The sequence below is a fragment of the Bacillus sp. SJS genome (assembly GCF_000732485.2).
Lineage (GTDB): Bacteria > Bacillota > Bacilli > Bacillales > Bacillaceae > Metabacillus_B > Metabacillus_B sediminis.
The window spans coordinates 208665-225187 of sequence record NZ_JAQV02000022.1 but is presented as its reverse complement, the minus strand read 5'-3'; the positions used below and the strand labels follow the sequence as shown (position 1 = coordinate 225187).

The window sequence follows — 16523 nt, the reverse complement described above, 5'->3', positions numbered from 1 at the left end:
TATATGCTGCTCCGATATCGGCGAAAAAAAGGATATATCGGCGAAAATATCAATATATCGACGATTTTTATAGGATATCGACGATTTTTTATTTTTATAGGCGAAAATAGGAGAATATCGATTATTCGGGAGAATTCGATAACGCCCTCCCCTTACAAAACAAGCCATACTAAAAAGAACCCATATCCAATAAAATATAAGGAAGGAGGAATGAGCCATGGACGAAAAGTACCCGATAGGAACCTTCCAGCATGAAGGGAACATTTCAAACGAACAGGTGGAGAAATGGATCACTCAAATTGAAGAACTGCCTCAGCAGCTGCGCCAAGCGGCAGGCCACCTTACGGAACAGCAGCTGGATACCCCATACCGTCCCGGCGGATGGACTGTACGCCAAGTCGTCCACCATCTGGCTGACAGCCATATGAATGCGTTTATCCGATTTAAGCTTGCCATGACAGAAGAACGGCCGCTCATCAAACCATACAATGAAGGCGCATGGGCCAGGCTTTCGGACTCAAGTTTGCCTGTTGAGCCTTCGCTTCAGCTGATTGAAGCCCTTCATATCCGGCTGGTGGATGTGCTGCGAAGCCTGACTCATTCTGATCGAAAACGGGTTTTCGTACATCCAGACTCCGGCGAGGTATCACTCGGGAGAAACATTGGTCTGTATGCCTGGCATGGAAGGCATCACCTTGCACATATTAAGAGCACCATATAAAACAAGCCTCCGCACATGCGGAGGCTTGTCCTCATTTTTTATAGGATGTTGCCTAGCAAACCGCCAAGCAGACCATCATCATCTTCGTCTTCGTTATCACTGCTGCCTTCATCCTCGTCATTTAAAATACTGCTTAACGATAAGCTGGCCCCAACATTTAAATCAAGCTCCTGGCTTTGCTCATAGCTCCAGCCCATGCTTTCCATCCAGTCCTGCATTTCATCTTCGCTCATGCCTTTTTCATCGGCCCATTTTTCCAAATCACCGGCTTGCCAGTCATTTTCTTCAGCCCATTTGCTGAATTCATTGTAAGAAAAGGACTGTTTGGACTCATACTTCGCATCCAGCACCGTTTCTAAATCCAAGTCTGTTGATTTCTCTTGTGCAGATGCGGCTCCGCCTGCTGCTCCCAAAGCGAGTGAAAGGGCTAATCCTGATGTTGCGATGGTTTTAAACATTCAAAATCTCCTCCTTAAAATTTAGAATCACCAAGCATACGGAGGAGGTTCATATAAAGATCAGTATATTTCAGGGGTTGGGAGGAAGGGGCTATGATCTGTAAAGGATGTTATTTACCTGTCATAATTAATAGATTTAAAGGGGTTTTCTGTGATTTTAAGGTTTTTGGAGATATTAAAGGGAGAGAAAAGATGTGGAATTTTCAATATGCTGCTAAAAAATAGAGACTATGATCATGCTTTTAATTTGTTTCTGGCAGAGTACCCAAATACAAAGCTGAGAAATGATAGAAACGAATAAGGGACAAGGCTGCTATAAAACCGTCAGCGTTGACCCTCAAAAAGCAGTTTGGAAAAAAGGATTTTTATTTGGCCGTTTCTTCAAATTCAGTAATCGTAGCGGAAAATTTTATTTGAGTCTCTTTGATGATGGTTTGGAGGCTGTTTGTGATGCTGCTGACTTTTTGCGCTTCTTTTGTGATGTTCTCCACGTTGGAGTTAACTTTATCAATTGCTTCGTCAACGTTCGTTGATAATCTGCGGATTTCATCTGCGACCACTTTAAAGCCTTTTCCTTGCTCGCCAACCCGTGCTGCTTCAATTGCCGCATTTAAGGCGACCATATTGGTCTGTGATGAAATATGACTGATGGTTTTGGAGGTCTGGCTAATCAAATCGGTTTGGTTTTGCAGGGCCTGGACTGCCTGAATGCTTTCCTTTGTATTGGCAACGACCAGATCCGCTAATTCTTCAGGCATGCTTTTCAGGTCGGATATAATGGTATGCGTTCTGCTTTCATGATCCGTTATATTGGTAGCAATTTTTAAAACGGCTGTTACTTCTCCGGTTTCATCTGCCACGGGAATATAGGTTGCCTCAAACCAAAGCAGACTACCGTTTTTGCTCACGCGCAATATTTTCTCCTGAAACTTCAGCCCTTTTTTCAAATTTGACCACAGGGCCTCGTATTCCTCGCTATTCTGAAATGCTTCTGTGCAAAACTCCTGGTGCTTCATCCCGGTCATTTCTTCGGGCCGGTAGCCCATCGCTGAAGAAAAATTCCCGTTTACCCAGATGACTTCTTTGTTCAAATTGAATTCAATCATAGCCAAATGTGTTTCCAGCGCTTTTAAAACGGCATCTGTACTTAAGACCTGAGTAATTGTCATTCGATTGTCCTCCAAATCCCACGTATATATTAGGTATATCGGACCATAAAGCGAATTCTTTAGTAAAATAAAGAACGTCCCGCAAACAGGACGTTCATCTATCTAACCCGTCTTTTCCTTCTTACAAAAACAAACGCCAGCGCCACAATTCCGCCGATCAGAGAAGCGTAAACAAAAATCATGTCTCTCATGTATTCAAGAAACCCCAATACATCACCTCATTTTGAGGGGTCTGTCCCCTGGTGTGATAAAAGAATAAAGCTTGGGCACCGGTTACCGAGAGGCTTTGCCGCTCAAAGGCCCGCGGCTATTCGTCTTAGTCCCCTTCTCCGTTAAAGCAGTGCAGGACTGGCACCGGGTCAGTCCCGCACTCTAATAAAGAAGTAAAGCTCCGGCACCGGCGCTGGAACACATTGCAACTAAAGGCTTCCCGGTGTTTGGTCTCCGTCCCCATTTGCTTTAAAGTAAAACGGGACTGACCCGCTTGCAAATGTTACGATCTCAAGAAGGATTATAGGTTTCACCGCTGTGCTCATCATCCTGATTCGTTTCTTTCGCCTGATCATACATAAGCGTCAGCGGGCAGAAGCGCAGAATTCCTTCTCCAACTTTCATAGCTCCAAGAATGATCAGAAGAATGAGTGACTCTCTCCATGGTTTTTTTGAATATTTGGCAGAAGCAACAGCAACTAATGTTAATCCGGCCGTAATGCGAATCAGGGCATTCACAATGCCGATATTAGGTTTAATCATGGGAAGACCTCCTTAAATTGTGAAAAGTTTTCAAATTATTTTGTTCTTTTATGCATTAACGTATTAATTGTGATAACATGAAAAGGAAAATTAAGGACGCAAACTGCACTTTTGTGAAAGCGTTTGCCTAATGATTTCAGAAGGAGGATTCTTCGATGCCGGAACACCGTGCCGTTTGGAAAAATGACCAGATTCGCGAACAAATCCAAGTACTTGACCAGGAAATGGCGCCGACAATCCTCTTGAAGAATGCGGTCATTTTAAACTCATACTTGAAGCAATGGATCCATGGAAACGTTTGGATATATGGAGATCGCATTGTTTATATAGGCGAAGAGCTTCCGAAACATTCAGACCAGACCGAAATCATGGATTGTGAAGGGCTGTATCTTGTACCGGGATATATTGAGCCTCATGCCCATCCTTTTCAGTTATATAATCCCCAGACATTGGCCCGATATGCGGCTCAATATGGAACAACAACGCTGATTAGCGACAATTTAAACCTGCTGTTTCAAAACGATCAAAAGAAAGCGCTTACTTTGTTGAGACACTGTTCAGAGGAGCTCTTTCATCATTTTTGGTGGGCTCGGTTCGATCTTCAATCTGAAGTTGAAAAGGAAGATTTCATCCTTTCTCCTGACAGGATTTCCGCATGGCTCGACCATGATTGCGTCTTGCAGGGAGGCGAGCTGACGGGATGGCCAAGCCTGCTTTCCGGAGATGACCTCATGCTTGACCGGATTCAGGAGGCTAAAAAGAAACGCAAGCGTGTGGAAGGGCATTTCCCTGGAGCATCTGAAAAAACACTAACTAAGATGAAGCTCTTTGGAATAGATGCCGATCATGAAGCAATGACTGGCAAAGAGGTTTACTCGCGGCTGCTTGCAGGCTACACGGTTGCACTCAGACACTCTTCAATCAGACCGGATCTTCCCAAACTGCTGAAGGAAATCAAGGAACTGCCGATCGCCTCCTATGAGCATTTATTTTTAACGACAGACGGGGCAACCCCGGCTTTTTATCAAAACGGGGTGACGAATCCTTTAATAGAGATGGCGCTGAACGAAGGAGTCGATCCAATTGATGCGTATCATATGGCAAGCTTCAATATTGCACGCTACTATGGAATTGAACATATGCTTGGCTCGGCTGCAGCAGGCCGTTTTGCAACATTGAACTTCTTAGAGGATCCTTCAAAGCCGAATCCGGTTCATGTCATGGCAAAAGGGAAATGGCTGAAAAAGAATCGTCAAAATGTTCAAGAGGATTTGGAGGAGCTGCCGTGGAAGGACTGCGGATTTTCTCCTCTCAGCATGACGTGGGGGCTGACGATGGATGACCTTCAGTTTTCCATGCCGCTCGGTTTGCACATGGTGAATGGCGTCATCATGCAGCCCTATTCCGTCAGCCGGGATTTGGCCACAGATGAATTATCCACTGACCATGATGAATCATTTCTGGCTTTGATTGACCGGAATGGAAATTGGAGAATTAACACCGTACTGAAAGGATTTGGCGGAGTAAAAGGCCTGGCAAGCTCCTTCTCGGCTACTGGCGACATTTTGCTTATCGGCAAAAATAAGGAAGATATGATTGCCGCTTATAAACAGATGGTTGAAATCGGCGGCGGCATTGTCATCTGTGAGGATGGCAGCATCCGTTATGAACTTCAGCTTGAACTGAACGGGACGGCTTCCAAAGCAGAGCTGCCTGAGCTGATGGATAAATACCGGGAGTTCCATTCCTTTCTTAAGGAGAGAGGATACGCATTCGAGGATCCGATTTACACGCTGTTTTTCCTTTCCTCCACCCATCTCCCATTTGTCCGGATTACACCAAGGGGAATTTTCGACGTGAAGAAAAAAACGATACTCTTTCCGTCGATAATGCGTTAAAATAGGAAAGGATAACGAATAATTATAACTAATATATTATTTTCTTCCATTTCCTTTGAATTTTAGACTGAATGCCATAGATTAACATATAAAAAGGAGAATGACTGCATGCAAATTGATAAATTGCGCGGCAAAGAGCTTGATCAACTGTTTGAATCAGTGCTCTCCCTAAAAGATTTGGATGAATGCTATCGGTTTTTTGACGATTTGTGCACGGTGAATGAAATTCAATCTTTGGCACAGCGCCTTGAAGTGGCAAGAATGCTTCGCGAAGGGTTTACGTATCATAAAATTGAGACGCAAACGGGTGCAAGCACAGCAACCATTTCCAGAGTAAAGCGCTGCCTGAATTATGGAAACGATGCTTATACAATGGCGCTTGAGCGCATTCATAAACAGCCAAATGAATCATAAGAGAGACGCCCGCTGAGGTGTCTTTTTTTTGTGCTTCTTTTCCATCAATCAATGCCCGGCTAATAGTGTTCAACCCACCTTAATTTGATATAATAATGAAATGGTTAAAAGGGAGGCGTACATGATGTACGATGTAAAAGAATGGCGCCACGCGTTTAAGCTAGACCCGGACAAGCTGATTACGGATGAAGACCTGGAGCAGGTTTGTGAATCGGGGACAGATGCGATTATTATTGGCGGAAGCGATCATATAAACGAAGAGGATATTTTAAATTTAATGTCCCGTGTTAGACGGTACCTGGTACCATGTGTTTTGGAGGTTTCGAACCTGGAAGCCATTGTTCCCGGATTTGATCTTTATTTTATCCCGACGGTTTTCAACAGCCGCGATCCAAAGTGGATTGTCGGGCTTCATAAAAATGCGCTAAAAGAATTCGGGGAATTGATGGACTGGGATGAAACGCTTGTGGAAGGCTATTGCATCTTAAATGAAGACTGCAAGGCCGCTAAACTGACGGATGCCGATACTACCATTGAGCTTGAGGATGTAAAAGCCTACGCCCGGATGGCGGAAAATATGTTCCATCTGCCGATATTCTATTTGGAATACAGCGGTACATATGGAGATCCTTATGTTGTGGAAGAAGTGAAATCCGTTTTGAACAGCACAAAGCTGTTTTACGGAGGAGGCATCACGACTCCTGAGAAAGCAGCGGAAATGGCTGAATTCGCGGATACGGTCATTGTCGGGAATGTCATTTACGACGATTTAAAGGCAGCTCTAAAAACCGTTGGCGCAGTGAAAAGCTGATTGCAAAAACAAGTGGATAGAATTAAAATAAAAGTAAGAACAAACGTTTGGTTAGGCGGTGGAAATAGTGGATTTTATAGCACAGCAGTTATTAAACGGATTAAATGAAGAGCAGGGGAAGGCCGTAAAAGCTACTGATGGCCCTCTTTTAATTATGGCTGGAGCGGGAAGCGGAAAAACCAGAGTGCTTACTCATCGGATTGCTTATTTAATGGCAGAAAAACGAGTGGCTCCCTGGAACATTCTTGCTTTGACCTTCACAAATAAAGCAGCAAGAGAGATGAAGGAGCGGATTGGACGCCTTCTTGGACCAGGAGCCGATGATATTTGGATTTCAACGTTCCACTCCATGTGTGTCCGTATTTTACGAAGGGACATCGATCGGATCGGAGTGAACCGGAATTTCTCCATCCTCGATTCAGCCGATCAGCTGTCCGTCGTAAAGTCCATCCTTAAGGAACGGAACCTTGATCCGAAGAAATATGATCCCCGTGCCATTTTAGGCTCGATCAGTTCGGCAAAAAATGAATTGATTGATGCGGAGGAATACGCCAAGTCCTCAACTGGCGGTATGTTCGAGCAAATCGTCAGCGATATTTACACCGATTATCAGAGAAAGCTGCTGAAAAATCAGTCGCTGGACTTTGATGACTTGATTATGACGACCATCCGCCTATTTGAAAGAGTTCCTGAGGTCCTTGAATTCTATCAGCGCAAGTTTCAATATATTCACGTGGATGAGTATCAGGATACAAACAGAGCACAGTATCTTCTTGTCAAAATGATGGCCTCCCGTTTCCGTAACCTGTGTGTGGTAGGGGATTCGGATCAGTCCATTTACGCATGGCGCGGAGCGGATATTTCCAACATTCTCTCCTTTGAAAAGGATTATCCGAATGCAGAAGTGATCATGCTTGAGCAAAACTACCGGTCAACACAAAGAATTTTGATTGCAGCGAATCAGGTCATTCAGAATAACTCCAACCGCAAGCCGAAAAATCTTTGGACGGAAAATGCTGAAGGAACGAAGCTGAGCTACTATCGCGCAGACTCTGAATCAGCAGAAGGCCAATTCGTCGCGGGGAAAATCAAGGAGCTGTACGATCAGGGAAAAAGGAAGTTTTCAGATTGTGCGATCCTTTACCGCACCAATGCACAATCACGGGTAATGGAGGAAATCCTGATCAAGTCCAGCATTCAGTATCAAATCGTCGGGGGCATCAAGTTCTATGACAGGAAAGAGATCAAGGATTTGCTCGCCTACCTTCGGATGATTGCGAATCCGGATGATGACATCAGCTTCGCCAGAATCGTTAATGTGCCGAAGCGGGGAATTGGAGCGACTTCAATCGACCGTGTGGCAGGCTATGCGGCAGAAAATGATCTTTCCATGTACCAGGCCATTCACGAGGTAGACTTCATTGGATTGCCGGCAAAGGCGACGAACGCACTGATTGAATTTCGTGATTTAATCCGCAACCTCACCGGTATGCAGGATTATTTATCCGTCACAGAATTAACGGAAGAAATTCTTGAGAGATCCGGCTACAGAGAAATGCTGAAATTGGAGAAGAGCATCGAAGCACAAAGCCGCCTTGAGAATATCGATGAGTTCCTGTCTGTAACGCAAAACTTTGAAAAAAACAACGAAGATAAAACCCTTGTTTCCTTCCTGACGGATCTCGCGCTCATTGCCGATATCGACTCGCTGAGTGAAGAAGAACAGGAAAAACAGGATGCGGTCGTTCTTATGACGCTCCACTCGGCAAAAGGGCTGGAATTCCCTGTCGTTTTCCTTATGGGAATGGAGGAGGGAGTATTCCCTCACAGCCGTTCTCTCATGGAAGAAGGAGAGATGGAAGAAGAGCGCAGACTTGCATATGTAGGGATTACAAGGGCTGAAGAAGAGCTGTATTTAACCAATGCCCAGATGAGGACGCTTTTTGGCCGGACCAATATGAATCCCGAATCCCGGTTCATTGCTGAAATACCTGAGGAATTATTGGAAAACCTAAATGAGAGTAAAAAAATGATGACCACCCCGTTCGGCAATACGAAGCGGGACCGCCAGCGCATGGCCCAGGTCCAACGTCCGGTTAAAGCTTCAACTGGTGGAGAAGGATTTGACTGGGGTGTTGGCGACAAAGCCGAGCATAAAAAATGGGGTGTCGGAACCGTTGTCAGTGTGAAGGGCGAGGGTGACAGCAAGGAACTTGATATCGCCTTCCCGAGTCCGGTAGGCATTAAGAGGCTTCTTGCAGCATTTGCTCCCATAAAAAAAATGTAATAATCACGGATAGCTTTAGGAAAGGGTTGGGATTATGACCGATTTTCAATCATCCCAGAAGAGAGTTCAGGAGCTGCATGAGCTTTTAAACCGCTACAATTATGAATACCACGTCTTGGACAAACCAAGTGTGCCTGATGCCGAATACGATCAGCGCCTTCATGAGCTGATCAGTCTTGAAGAGCAGTTTCCGGAGCTGAAAACGCCTGATTCCCCTTCCCAGCGTGTTGGCGGAGCGATTTTGGAAGGCTTCAGCAAGGTCGAGCATAAAACGCCGATGCTCAGCCTCGGCAATGCATTCAATGATCAGGATCTGCGGGATTTTGACCGCCGTGTCCGCCAGAATGCAGGAGACGATGTCCAATATGTCGTAGAGTTAAAGATCGATGGCCTCGCTGTATCGCTCCGTTATGAAAACGGAGTGTTCGTCCAGGGAGCGACAAGAGGGGATGGCTCCATCGGGGAGGATATTACCGAAAACCTCCGTACGATCCGCTCAATTCCGCTCCGCCTGAGAAAATCCTTATCCATTGAGGTAAGAGGCGAAGCATTTATGCCGAAAAAATCGTTTGAAAAGCTAAACGAGAAAAAAATTGAGCTGGAGGAAGAGCCGTTTGCAAACCCACGGAATGCGGCTGCCGGCTCTCTGCGCCAGCTCGATCCGAAAATTGCCGCGAAACGTAATCTCGACATTTTCGTCTATGGTATTGGAGACCTCGGTGAAACAGGAGTTGAAAGACAAAGTGAAGGTCTTGATCTTCTGGATGAGCTTGGCTTCAAAACGAATCTTGAAAGAAAGAACTGCGAAACCATTGATGAAGTCATTGAAATTTTGCACACCATTCAGGAGCAGCGCAATACACTTCCATACGAAATTGACGGAGTTGTCATCAAAGTAGATGCGCTAAGCCAGCAGCAGCAGCTTGGATTTACAGCGAAAAGCCCGCGCTGGGCCATTGCCTATAAATTCCCGGCAGAAGAAGTGATGACAAAGCTGCTTGATATTGAACTGAACGTGGGAAGAACCGGAGTCATTACACCTACAGCCATTCTTGAACCTGTCCGGGTAGCGGGGACGACTGTTCAGCGCGCTTCCTTGCACAATGAAGACCTGATTCGTGAAAAGGATATCCGTTTAGGTGATTACGTGATCGTGAAAAAAGCGGGAGATATTATTCCAGAGGTCGTAAATGTTCTCGCCGACCACCGAACCGGTGACGAAAAAGAATTCGCGATGCCAACCGAATGTCCGGAATGCGGCAGTGAACTCGTCCGCATCGAAGGGGAAGTGGCATTAAGATGTATTAATCCGATGTGCCCTGCCCAGCTTCGCGAAGGTTTGATTCACTTCGTTTCAAGAAACGCCATGAACATTGACGGTCTTGGCGAGCGCGTGATTGCCCAGCTTTTTCAGGAAGGATTAATAACCGATGTGGCAGATTTGTACGAGCTCACAAAAGATCAGCTGCTCGCACTTGACCGGATGGGTGAGAAATCAACGGAGAATCTATTGAATGCCATTTTAAAATCAAAAGAGAATTCTCTTGAAAAACTTCTGTTCGGACTCGGAATCCGCCATGTAGGCTCAAAAGCTGCAAAAACACTGGCTCAGAATTTTGAAACGATGGACCGCCTTATGGAAGCAGGCCGTGAAGAACTGCTCGCTATTAACGAAATTGGGGACAAAATGGCCGATGCCGTCGTTACGTATTTTGAAAAACCGGAAGTGGCCCAGCTCATCGATGAATTGAAAAGCCATGGAGTAAATATGAATTATAAAGGGCCGAAGCTTGTCGCACCTGAAGAAATCGACTCCTACTTTGCCGGCAAAACCATTGTGCTGACCGGCAAGCTTGAGGAAATGGGCCGAAATGAAGCAAAGGCCGAGATTGAAGCATTGGGCGGAAAAGTAACAGGCAGTGTCAGCAAAAGCACAGATCTCCTGATAGCCGGGGAAGCAGCAGGGAGCAAGCTGTCAAAAGCACAAGAGCTAAGCATTGAAATATGGGATGAAGTAAGAATGATAGAGGAATTAAAGAAATAAAGCAGGGAGTGGGCATTCTTTGAAAAAATGGATCGTCATCCTGGCGGCCTGCAGCATGCTGTTAAGTGCATGCGCACCAAGCTTCGGAGATGACAATGAAGTCGTTCAGGAAACAAACAACGAAAAGCAGAAGGCGATTATTCCGAAAAGCACCATCTCTGACGCTGACTACAGCGTTGTCCTCCCGTTCAAAACGGGAGCAGCAAGAGGTCTTACGGCTGAAAACCTGAACACAAGACTTGACCTTGACCAGTTCGAAACAGGCTTGATGGACCTCGCTCAAGAGTCATTTCCATCGAAAAACAACTACTATTATCAAGAAGGCCAATATCTGAAAGAAGATCAGGTACGCGGCTGGCTAAGGTATAAGTACGAAGGAAAAGCACTCGAAACAAAAGAAAAAGAAGCTAAAGACAGCAAACAGGAATTCAGCAACGCCGGGCTCAATCCGGTCATATCCGACCTTGAAGCAACAGACACTCCAAAATATCTGGCAAGTGTCCTTGAACAAAACTATTTCAAGAGGGTAGACGACAAAACGATCGAGCTTGGCGGTGTCATGATCGGGGTTGCCTTAAACTCCGTTCATTATTATAAGCAGGATGATATTGCAAAAGAGACTAAACTGGACAGCTCCACCATCCGCAAGGAAGGCGAAAAAATTGCCGCTCAAATTGTAAAGCAAACACGCCAAAACAAAGAACTGGCAGATGTCCCGATAACAGTAGCACTGTATGTCCAGCAGCCGAAATCCTCAATCGTGCCAGGAGAATTTATCGCGAAAAGCGAAGCAAAACCGGGAAGCAGCAACCTGGAAGGCTGGAAGGATATCAACGAAAGCTATCAATTCTTCCCATCACCGGAAGCCAAATCAGAAAAACCGGAAGACGCGGATACATTTGAACGCTTCAAAGAAGAAATCGGCGATTACTTCCCTAACTACACGGGCGTAATCGGAAAAGCCCATTATAAAGACGATGAACTGAAGGAACTGAAAATCGAAATTCCCATGCAGTTTTACGGAAAAGCAGAGGTCATCGGCCTCACCCAATTCGTCATCGAAAAAATCAACCAGTACTTCCCGCAGGACTACATTGACCTGGAAATCAACATCACCTCCACCGGCGGACAGGAAGCCCTTATCACCCGCAAAGCAGGGGATAAGAAACCTGTTACGCATATATTTAAATAATGTTTTTGAGACTGTCTGAATGATGCGGGCAGTCTTTTTCTGTGCGGTGGGGGGCGGTTGTGGCGAATATTCGTGTGACTGGTGCAGCTGAGCGCTGGGTGGAGACCTGTGCGCAATTGAGTACGCCGGTGGACCAGTGGACCTGTGCGCGCCTGACCCGCACTCTGCTAAAGCATGAAAGCTCCGGCACCTGCCCGGGAAACCGCTGGGACGCAAGGGTTTGCAGAACACTGCCTCTGTCCCCCGATGCGGTGAAGGATGAGGGGACTGGCACCGTGCCAGTCCCGCTGTTCTCTGCCAGATTAAAGCTCTGGCACCTAAGCGATTAACTGCCTGGTATAGAAGGGATTGCAGACATTAGTCTTTGTCCCCCGATGCTTTAAAGGATAGCGGGTCAGGCGCCGCGTTTACATTTCTGTTCTTTCGGCCGCTTCGCCGGCCCTGTCAAAGTCAAAGGAAGAACGACTTTGTCAGTTCCGGCTCCACCGTCTCTCAGCGCTTGGCAAGCGCCCTTTCGAACTTGGTTTCCGTGTCTAGCTCCGGCGGCTAGCCTCTCGAGGTCATAAGCCCCTCATCCTACGGAGGCCCGCAGGAGGCGGGTCAGTTCGGGGGAGCGACAGGACGTCGCGAACTTCCCCCGAACTTCCTTTATGCCTTCCTCCGGCTGATTGTCTTATGCTTGTCGAGGCTTAGCAAGCCGCCTCCGCTTTTCTTAGTGTCCAGCTCCGGGCGCTAGCGCTTCGGCCGCTTCGCTGGCCCTGTCAAAGTCAAAGAGCGACTTTGTCAGTTCCGGCTCCACCGTCTCTCAGCGCTTGGCAAGCGCCCTTTCGAACTTGGTTTCCGTGTCTAGCTCCGGGCGCTAGCGCTTCGGCCGCTTCGCCGGCCCTGTCAAAGTCAAAGAGCGACTTTGTCAGTTCCGGCTCCACCGTCTCTCAGCGCTGAGCAAGCGCCCTCCGCTTTTCTTAGTAAAATAAAATTTGTAACAATCATTTCTATGTTTGAATGGTTGGGAATAATCAGTTAAGATAGATTTGTAACCGTTTTATTTTAAAAGGAGGCGTATTTTAATGGTAGTACCTTACAAGCATGAGCCGTTTACGGATTTTTCGGTAGATTCTAATAAGCAGGATTTTGAGAAAGGATTGGCAACAGTAGAATCCTATCTTGGGAAAGATTACGATTTGATTGTAGGTGGAGAGAGAATTTCCACTGAAGATAAAATTGTTTCTATTAATCCGGCAAATAAAGAAGAGGTAATCGGACGCGTTTCTAAAGCAACTCGCGAGATTGCGGAAAAAGCGATGCAGGTTGCTGATGAGACGTTCAATACATGGCGCAAGACGAAGCCAGAGGTTCGCGCAGATATTCTTTTCCGTGCTGCAGCCATTGTACGCCGCCGCAAGCATGAGTTCTCTGCCTTGCTTCTTAAAGAAGCTGGTAAACCATGGAATGAAGCAGATGCAGATACGGCAGAAGCCATTGATTTCATGGAGTACTATGCGCGTCAAATGCTGAAGCTGAAAGACGGACAGCCGGTTGAGAGCCGTCAAGGCGAATACAACCGCTACAGCTATATTCCGCTTGGAGTAGGTGTGGTCATTTCTCCTTGGAACTTCGCATTTGCGATCATGGCTGGAACGACAGTTGCTGCACTTGTAGCAGGAAACACAGTTCTATTAAAACCAGCTTCCACGACGCCGGTTGTGGCAGCGAAATTCATAGAAGTTTTAGAAGAAGCAGGCCTTCCGAAGGGCGTTGTCAACTATATTCCTGGAAGCGGTGCAGAGGTTGGAGACTATTTGGTTGACCACCCGCGCACTCGTTTCATTTCCTTCACAGGTTCCCGCGATGTAGGCTTGCGCATTTATGAGCGCGCATCCAAATTGAGCGAAGGCCAAATTTGGCTGAAGCGTGTAATCGCTGAAATGGGCGGTAAGGATACGATTGTAGTAGATAAAGAGGCAGACCTTGAGCTTGCTGCACAATCGATTGTAAAATCTGCTTTCGGATTCTCCGGTCAAAAGTGCTCCGCTTGTTCCCGTGCGGTGATCGTAGAAGATGTATACGATCAAGTTGTAGATCGTGTGATTGAGCTGACAAAAGAGTTAACGGTTGGCGATACGACTGACGGTTCTATTTTCATGGGTCCGGTTATCGACCAGGCTGCTTTTGATAAAATTATGGAATATGTTGAAATTGGACGCAGCGAAGGACGTCTTCTGGCAGGTGGAGAAGGGGACAGCTCAAAAGGCTACTTTATCCAGCCGACTGTTGTGGCAGACGTTGATCCAAAAGCCCGCGTTATGCAGGAAGAAATCTTTGGACCATTTGTTGCCATTGCCAAAGCGAAGGATTTCAATGAAGCGATTGAAATTGCCAACAACACAGAGTATGGTCTGACTGGTGCTGTTATTACAAACAACCGTGATCACATCGAGCAGGCGAGAGAAGATTTCCACGTCGGAAACCTTTACTTCAACCGCGGATGTACGGGTGCCATTGTAGGTTATCAGCCATTCGGAGGATTCAATATGTCCGGAACCGACTCAAAAGCAGGCGGACCTGACTATTTAGTTCTTCATATGCAAGCGAAAACGACTTCTGAAACGCTTTAATAGAATAAGAGAAAAGCCCGCTGAGTTCGTTCAGCGGGCTTTTTTACACGCGAAAAAAGCCATTCAACCCTTAAGCTGAATGGCTTTTCCTAAATTTAAACAAACGTTTATTTGGTCTCTTTGGCCAATACGGTTTCCATCTCTTTGAACCCCTCTATCACTTCATTAGAAGGCTCTGCTGTCATCTTGCTAACCACAATTACAGCGAGAAGACTTAAGAAGAATCCTGGAATCATTTCATACAAGAAATCTGTTAGTCCAGGAATGGTCAGCCAAATCAGTACAGTGACTGCACCAGTAATCATGCCGGCAAGTGCCCCCCATTTCGTCATGCGTTTCCAGTAAAGGCTTAGCAGGATCGCGGGTCCGAAGGCGGAACCGAATCCAGCCCATGCATTTCCGACCAGATCAAGGATCGTTCCGCTTGGCTTAAGGGAAAGCAGGATTGAAATGATCGCTACAACGAGCACAGCCAGTCTTCCGACCATAACCAGTTCTTTATCTGAAGCATTGCGTTTAAAGAAGGTTTTATAGAAATCCTCTGTCAGAGCACTGGATGTAACAAGCAGCTGAGAGGATATCGTACTCATAATCGCCGCGAGAATTGCAGATAGCAAGAATCCTGTAATAAGCGGATGGAAAAGAACATCTGAAAATTTGATAAAGATCGTTTCCGGGTTACCTAAGTCAATTTGATTGGCTTTTACATAAGCAATACCGACAAGTCCAGTCATCAAGGCACCAACAATCGAAACAATCATCCAGCTCATCCCGATGCGGCGGGCCGGCTTTAATTCTTTAATAGAATTGATTGCCATAAAGCGGACGATAATATGAGGCTGTCCGAAATAGCCTAGTCCCCATGCAAGAAATCCGATGATTCCTAGAACGGTCGTTCCGCGAAATACATCAAACAATTTCGGATCGATGGCTTTTACTTGATCAACAGTTGTTCCTAAACCGCCTAAATCAATCAGGGCAACCACAGGTACGAGCACTAACGCTAGAAACATGATGATTCCTTGTACAAAGTCCGTCAGACTCACTGCAAGGAATCCGCCAAATAGTGTATAGGCGATTACGACACCAGCTGTTATCAGAAGTCCGGTCATATAGCTTAATCCAAAGGAGGATTCAAACAGCGTGCCTCCAGAAACCATTCCTGCAGAACAATAAAGCGTAAAGAATATCACGATAACAATCCCGGAAAAAAGGCGAAGCATTTTGGATTTGTCGTGAAAACGATTTTCGAAGTAATCCGGAATTGTAATCGAGTTATTCGCTACAATGGTATACGTTCTAAGTCTTGGAGCAAGTATTAAGTAGTTTGCATAAGCTCCCAGCGTTAATCCGATGGCAATCCACATGGCAGCAAGCCCTGTTGAATACATTTCCCCAGGCAGTCCCATGAGCATCCATCCGCTCATGTCGGAAGCACCTGCAGAAAGAGCCGTAACAGCAGGACCGAGTCCTCGTCCTCCAAGCATATAGCCTTCTACATCACCGGTAGATTGCTTAAACGCATAAAACCCGATTCCGAGCATCATAATGAAGTAGAGAGCTAATGATATATAAACTCCAATTTCCACAATATCTCTCCTATTCTCATTTTTTTTTGCTACTAAACAAACCGCTCAAAACCTTTCACACGGGATGAACCATCCCTCCATACGGTGAAAAAAGCCGTATGCATCCGCTATAAGGACAGCGGTCATCCATATTTTGTCGTCATTTCAATCGAGCAAGGAAAGTGATCCTGCTCACCCCGAAAAAGAATACAGCCCTTACCGCCGGCAATTCCGGCTTTACCTTCTGGAAAATTAGCGCAGCTTTGTCATCTGGAGAATCCAGACAGAGAAGAAAAACAACAATGTATGACAAATCAGGGTCTCTTTTTACAGGAAGGATTGATCAAGAAAGGGATTACGCTGAATCTTAACTGGTGTGAAATGGCGGCGAGCACCGTTCGCAGCTTACGGTTTCTTAACCTAACAAATTAATCCCCAATATTCAAGCAGTCTAAACGTGTCGGAAATTGGAAGCGGTAGCGGGATGTATAAGTTTCATGGTTATGTAAGCGATTACTCAAATGAATTGAAGTAAAACTATTCTGAAAATAAAATTTGGCCTATTTTAGGGAAATGCAAGACTGAAAGGACCT

Annotated in this window: 13 protein-coding genes and 1 pseudogene; 8 read left to right on the top strand and 6 right to left on the bottom strand. The window is 45.9% G+C overall.

Going from position 1 to position 16523, the window contains the following annotated elements; translation table 11 throughout:
• Nucleotides 1-217 precede the first annotated feature (217 nt).
• Nucleotides 218-721 (top strand): YfiT family bacillithiol transferase, encoded by a 504-nt coding sequence (locus AS29_RS13390; protein WP_035407728.1) that lies wholly within the window; start codon nucleotides 218-220, stop codon nucleotides 719-721.
• 38 nt (nucleotides 722-759) lie between these two features.
• Here AS29_RS13390 and AS29_RS13385 read toward each other — a convergent pair whose 3' ends face one another.
• The 5 genes and pseudogenes from AS29_RS13385 to AS29_RS13375 form a co-directional block, all read right to left on the bottom strand.
• A complete protein-coding gene (locus AS29_RS13385) occupies nucleotides 760-1179 on the bottom strand; it encodes a hypothetical protein (RefSeq protein ID WP_035407724.1) in 420 nt (139 codons plus the stop codon).
• Between the two features lie 365 nt (nucleotides 1180-1544).
• Entirely contained in the window at nucleotides 1545-1937 is a 393-nt protein-coding gene (locus tag AS29_RS22070; RefSeq protein ID WP_442854533.1) for a methyl-accepting chemotaxis protein, read from the bottom strand.
• A 48-nt stretch (nucleotides 1938-1985) separates the two neighbouring features.
• Nucleotides 1986-2285 (bottom strand): annotated as a pseudogene (locus AS29_RS22065) (PAS domain-containing protein); the annotation flags it as partial.
• Between the two features lie 161 nt (nucleotides 2286-2446).
• Nucleotides 2447-2557: an EYxxD motif small membrane protein gene (locus tag AS29_RS21970; protein WP_331712027.1), complete on the bottom strand. Its 111-nt coding sequence runs from the start codon at nucleotides 2555-2557 to the stop codon at nucleotides 2447-2449.
• A 292-nt stretch (nucleotides 2558-2849) separates the two neighbouring features.
• Nucleotides 2850-3101, bottom strand: coding sequence for a YgaP family membrane protein (locus AS29_RS13375; RefSeq protein ID WP_035407718.1), 252 nt, complete (start codon nucleotides 3099-3101; stop codon nucleotides 2850-2852).
• A gap of 155 nt (nucleotides 3102-3256) precedes the next feature.
• Here AS29_RS13375 and AS29_RS13370 point away from each other — a divergent pair, with 155 nt between their 5' ends.
• The 7 genes from AS29_RS13370 (at nucleotide 3257) to pruA (ending at nucleotide 14362) form a co-directional block, all read left to right on the top strand.
• On the top strand, nucleotides 3257-4999 hold the full coding sequence (locus AS29_RS13370; protein ID WP_035407715.1) for an adenine deaminase C-terminal domain-containing protein: 1743 nt from the start codon (nucleotides 3257-3259) through the stop codon (nucleotides 4997-4999).
• A 108-nt stretch (nucleotides 5000-5107) separates the two neighbouring features.
• Nucleotides 5108-5413, top strand: a complete 306-nt coding sequence (locus tag AS29_RS13365) for a YerC/YecD family TrpR-related protein (RefSeq protein WP_035407713.1) — start codon at nucleotides 5108-5110, stop codon at nucleotides 5411-5413.
• A gap of 124 nt (nucleotides 5414-5537) precedes the next feature.
• Nucleotides 5538-6224, top strand: coding sequence for a heptaprenylglyceryl phosphate synthase (locus tag AS29_RS13360; protein ID WP_035407710.1), 687 nt, complete (start codon nucleotides 5538-5540; stop codon nucleotides 6222-6224).
• Between the two features lie 67 nt (nucleotides 6225-6291).
• Entirely contained in the window at nucleotides 6292-8511 is a 2220-nt protein-coding gene (gene pcrA, locus AS29_RS13355) for a DNA helicase PcrA (protein WP_035407706.1), read from the top strand.
• 34 nt (nucleotides 8512-8545) lie between these two features.
• Nucleotides 8546-10555, top strand: coding sequence for an NAD-dependent DNA ligase LigA (ligA, locus tag AS29_RS13350; protein ID WP_035407701.1), 2010 nt, complete (start codon nucleotides 8546-8548; stop codon nucleotides 10553-10555).
• 19 nt (nucleotides 10556-10574) lie between these two features.
• Nucleotides 10575-11747, top strand: a complete 1173-nt coding sequence (locus tag AS29_RS13345; protein ID WP_035407698.1) for a CamS family sex pheromone protein — start codon at nucleotides 10575-10577, stop codon at nucleotides 11745-11747.
• Between the two features lie 1067 nt (nucleotides 11748-12814).
• Entirely contained in the window at nucleotides 12815-14362 is a 1548-nt protein-coding gene (gene pruA, locus AS29_RS13340; RefSeq protein WP_035407696.1) for an L-glutamate gamma-semialdehyde dehydrogenase, read from the top strand.
• Nucleotides 14363-14469: 107 nt separating this feature from the next.
• Here the strand turns inward: pruA and putP are convergent, their stop codons facing one another.
• Nucleotides 14470-15951, bottom strand: coding sequence for a sodium/proline symporter PutP (gene putP, locus AS29_RS13335; RefSeq protein WP_035407692.1), 1482 nt, complete (start codon nucleotides 15949-15951; stop codon nucleotides 14470-14472).
• Nucleotides 15952-16523: the final 572 nt, after the last annotated feature.

Coding starts and splice junctions, on each gene's coding strand:
- AS29_RS13390 (WP_035407728.1), top strand. CDS start 218: ATGGACGAAAAGTACCCGATAGGAACCTTCCAGCATGAAGGGAACATT.
- AS29_RS13385 (WP_035407724.1), bottom strand. CDS start 1,179: ATGTTTAAAACCATCGCAACATCAGGATTAGCCCTTTCACTCGCTTTG.
- AS29_RS22070 (WP_442854533.1), bottom strand. CDS start 1,937: ATGCCTGAAGAATTAGCGGATCTGGTCGTTGCCAATACAAAGGAAAGC.
- AS29_RS13375 (WP_035407718.1), bottom strand. CDS start 3,101: ATGATTAAACCTAATATCGGCATTGTGAATGCCCTGATTCGCATTACG.
- AS29_RS13370 (WP_035407715.1), top strand. CDS start 3,257: ATGCCGGAACACCGTGCCGTTTGGAAAAATGACCAGATTCGCGAACAA.
- AS29_RS13365 (WP_035407713.1), top strand. CDS start 5,108: ATGCAAATTGATAAATTGCGCGGCAAAGAGCTTGATCAACTGTTTGAA.
- AS29_RS13360 (WP_035407710.1), top strand. CDS start 5,538: ATGTACGATGTAAAAGAATGGCGCCACGCGTTTAAGCTAGACCCGGAC.
- ligA (WP_035407701.1), top strand. CDS start 8,546: ATGACCGATTTTCAATCATCCCAGAAGAGAGTTCAGGAGCTGCATGAG.
- pruA (WP_035407696.1), top strand. CDS start 12,815: ATGGTAGTACCTTACAAGCATGAGCCGTTTACGGATTTTTCGGTAGAT.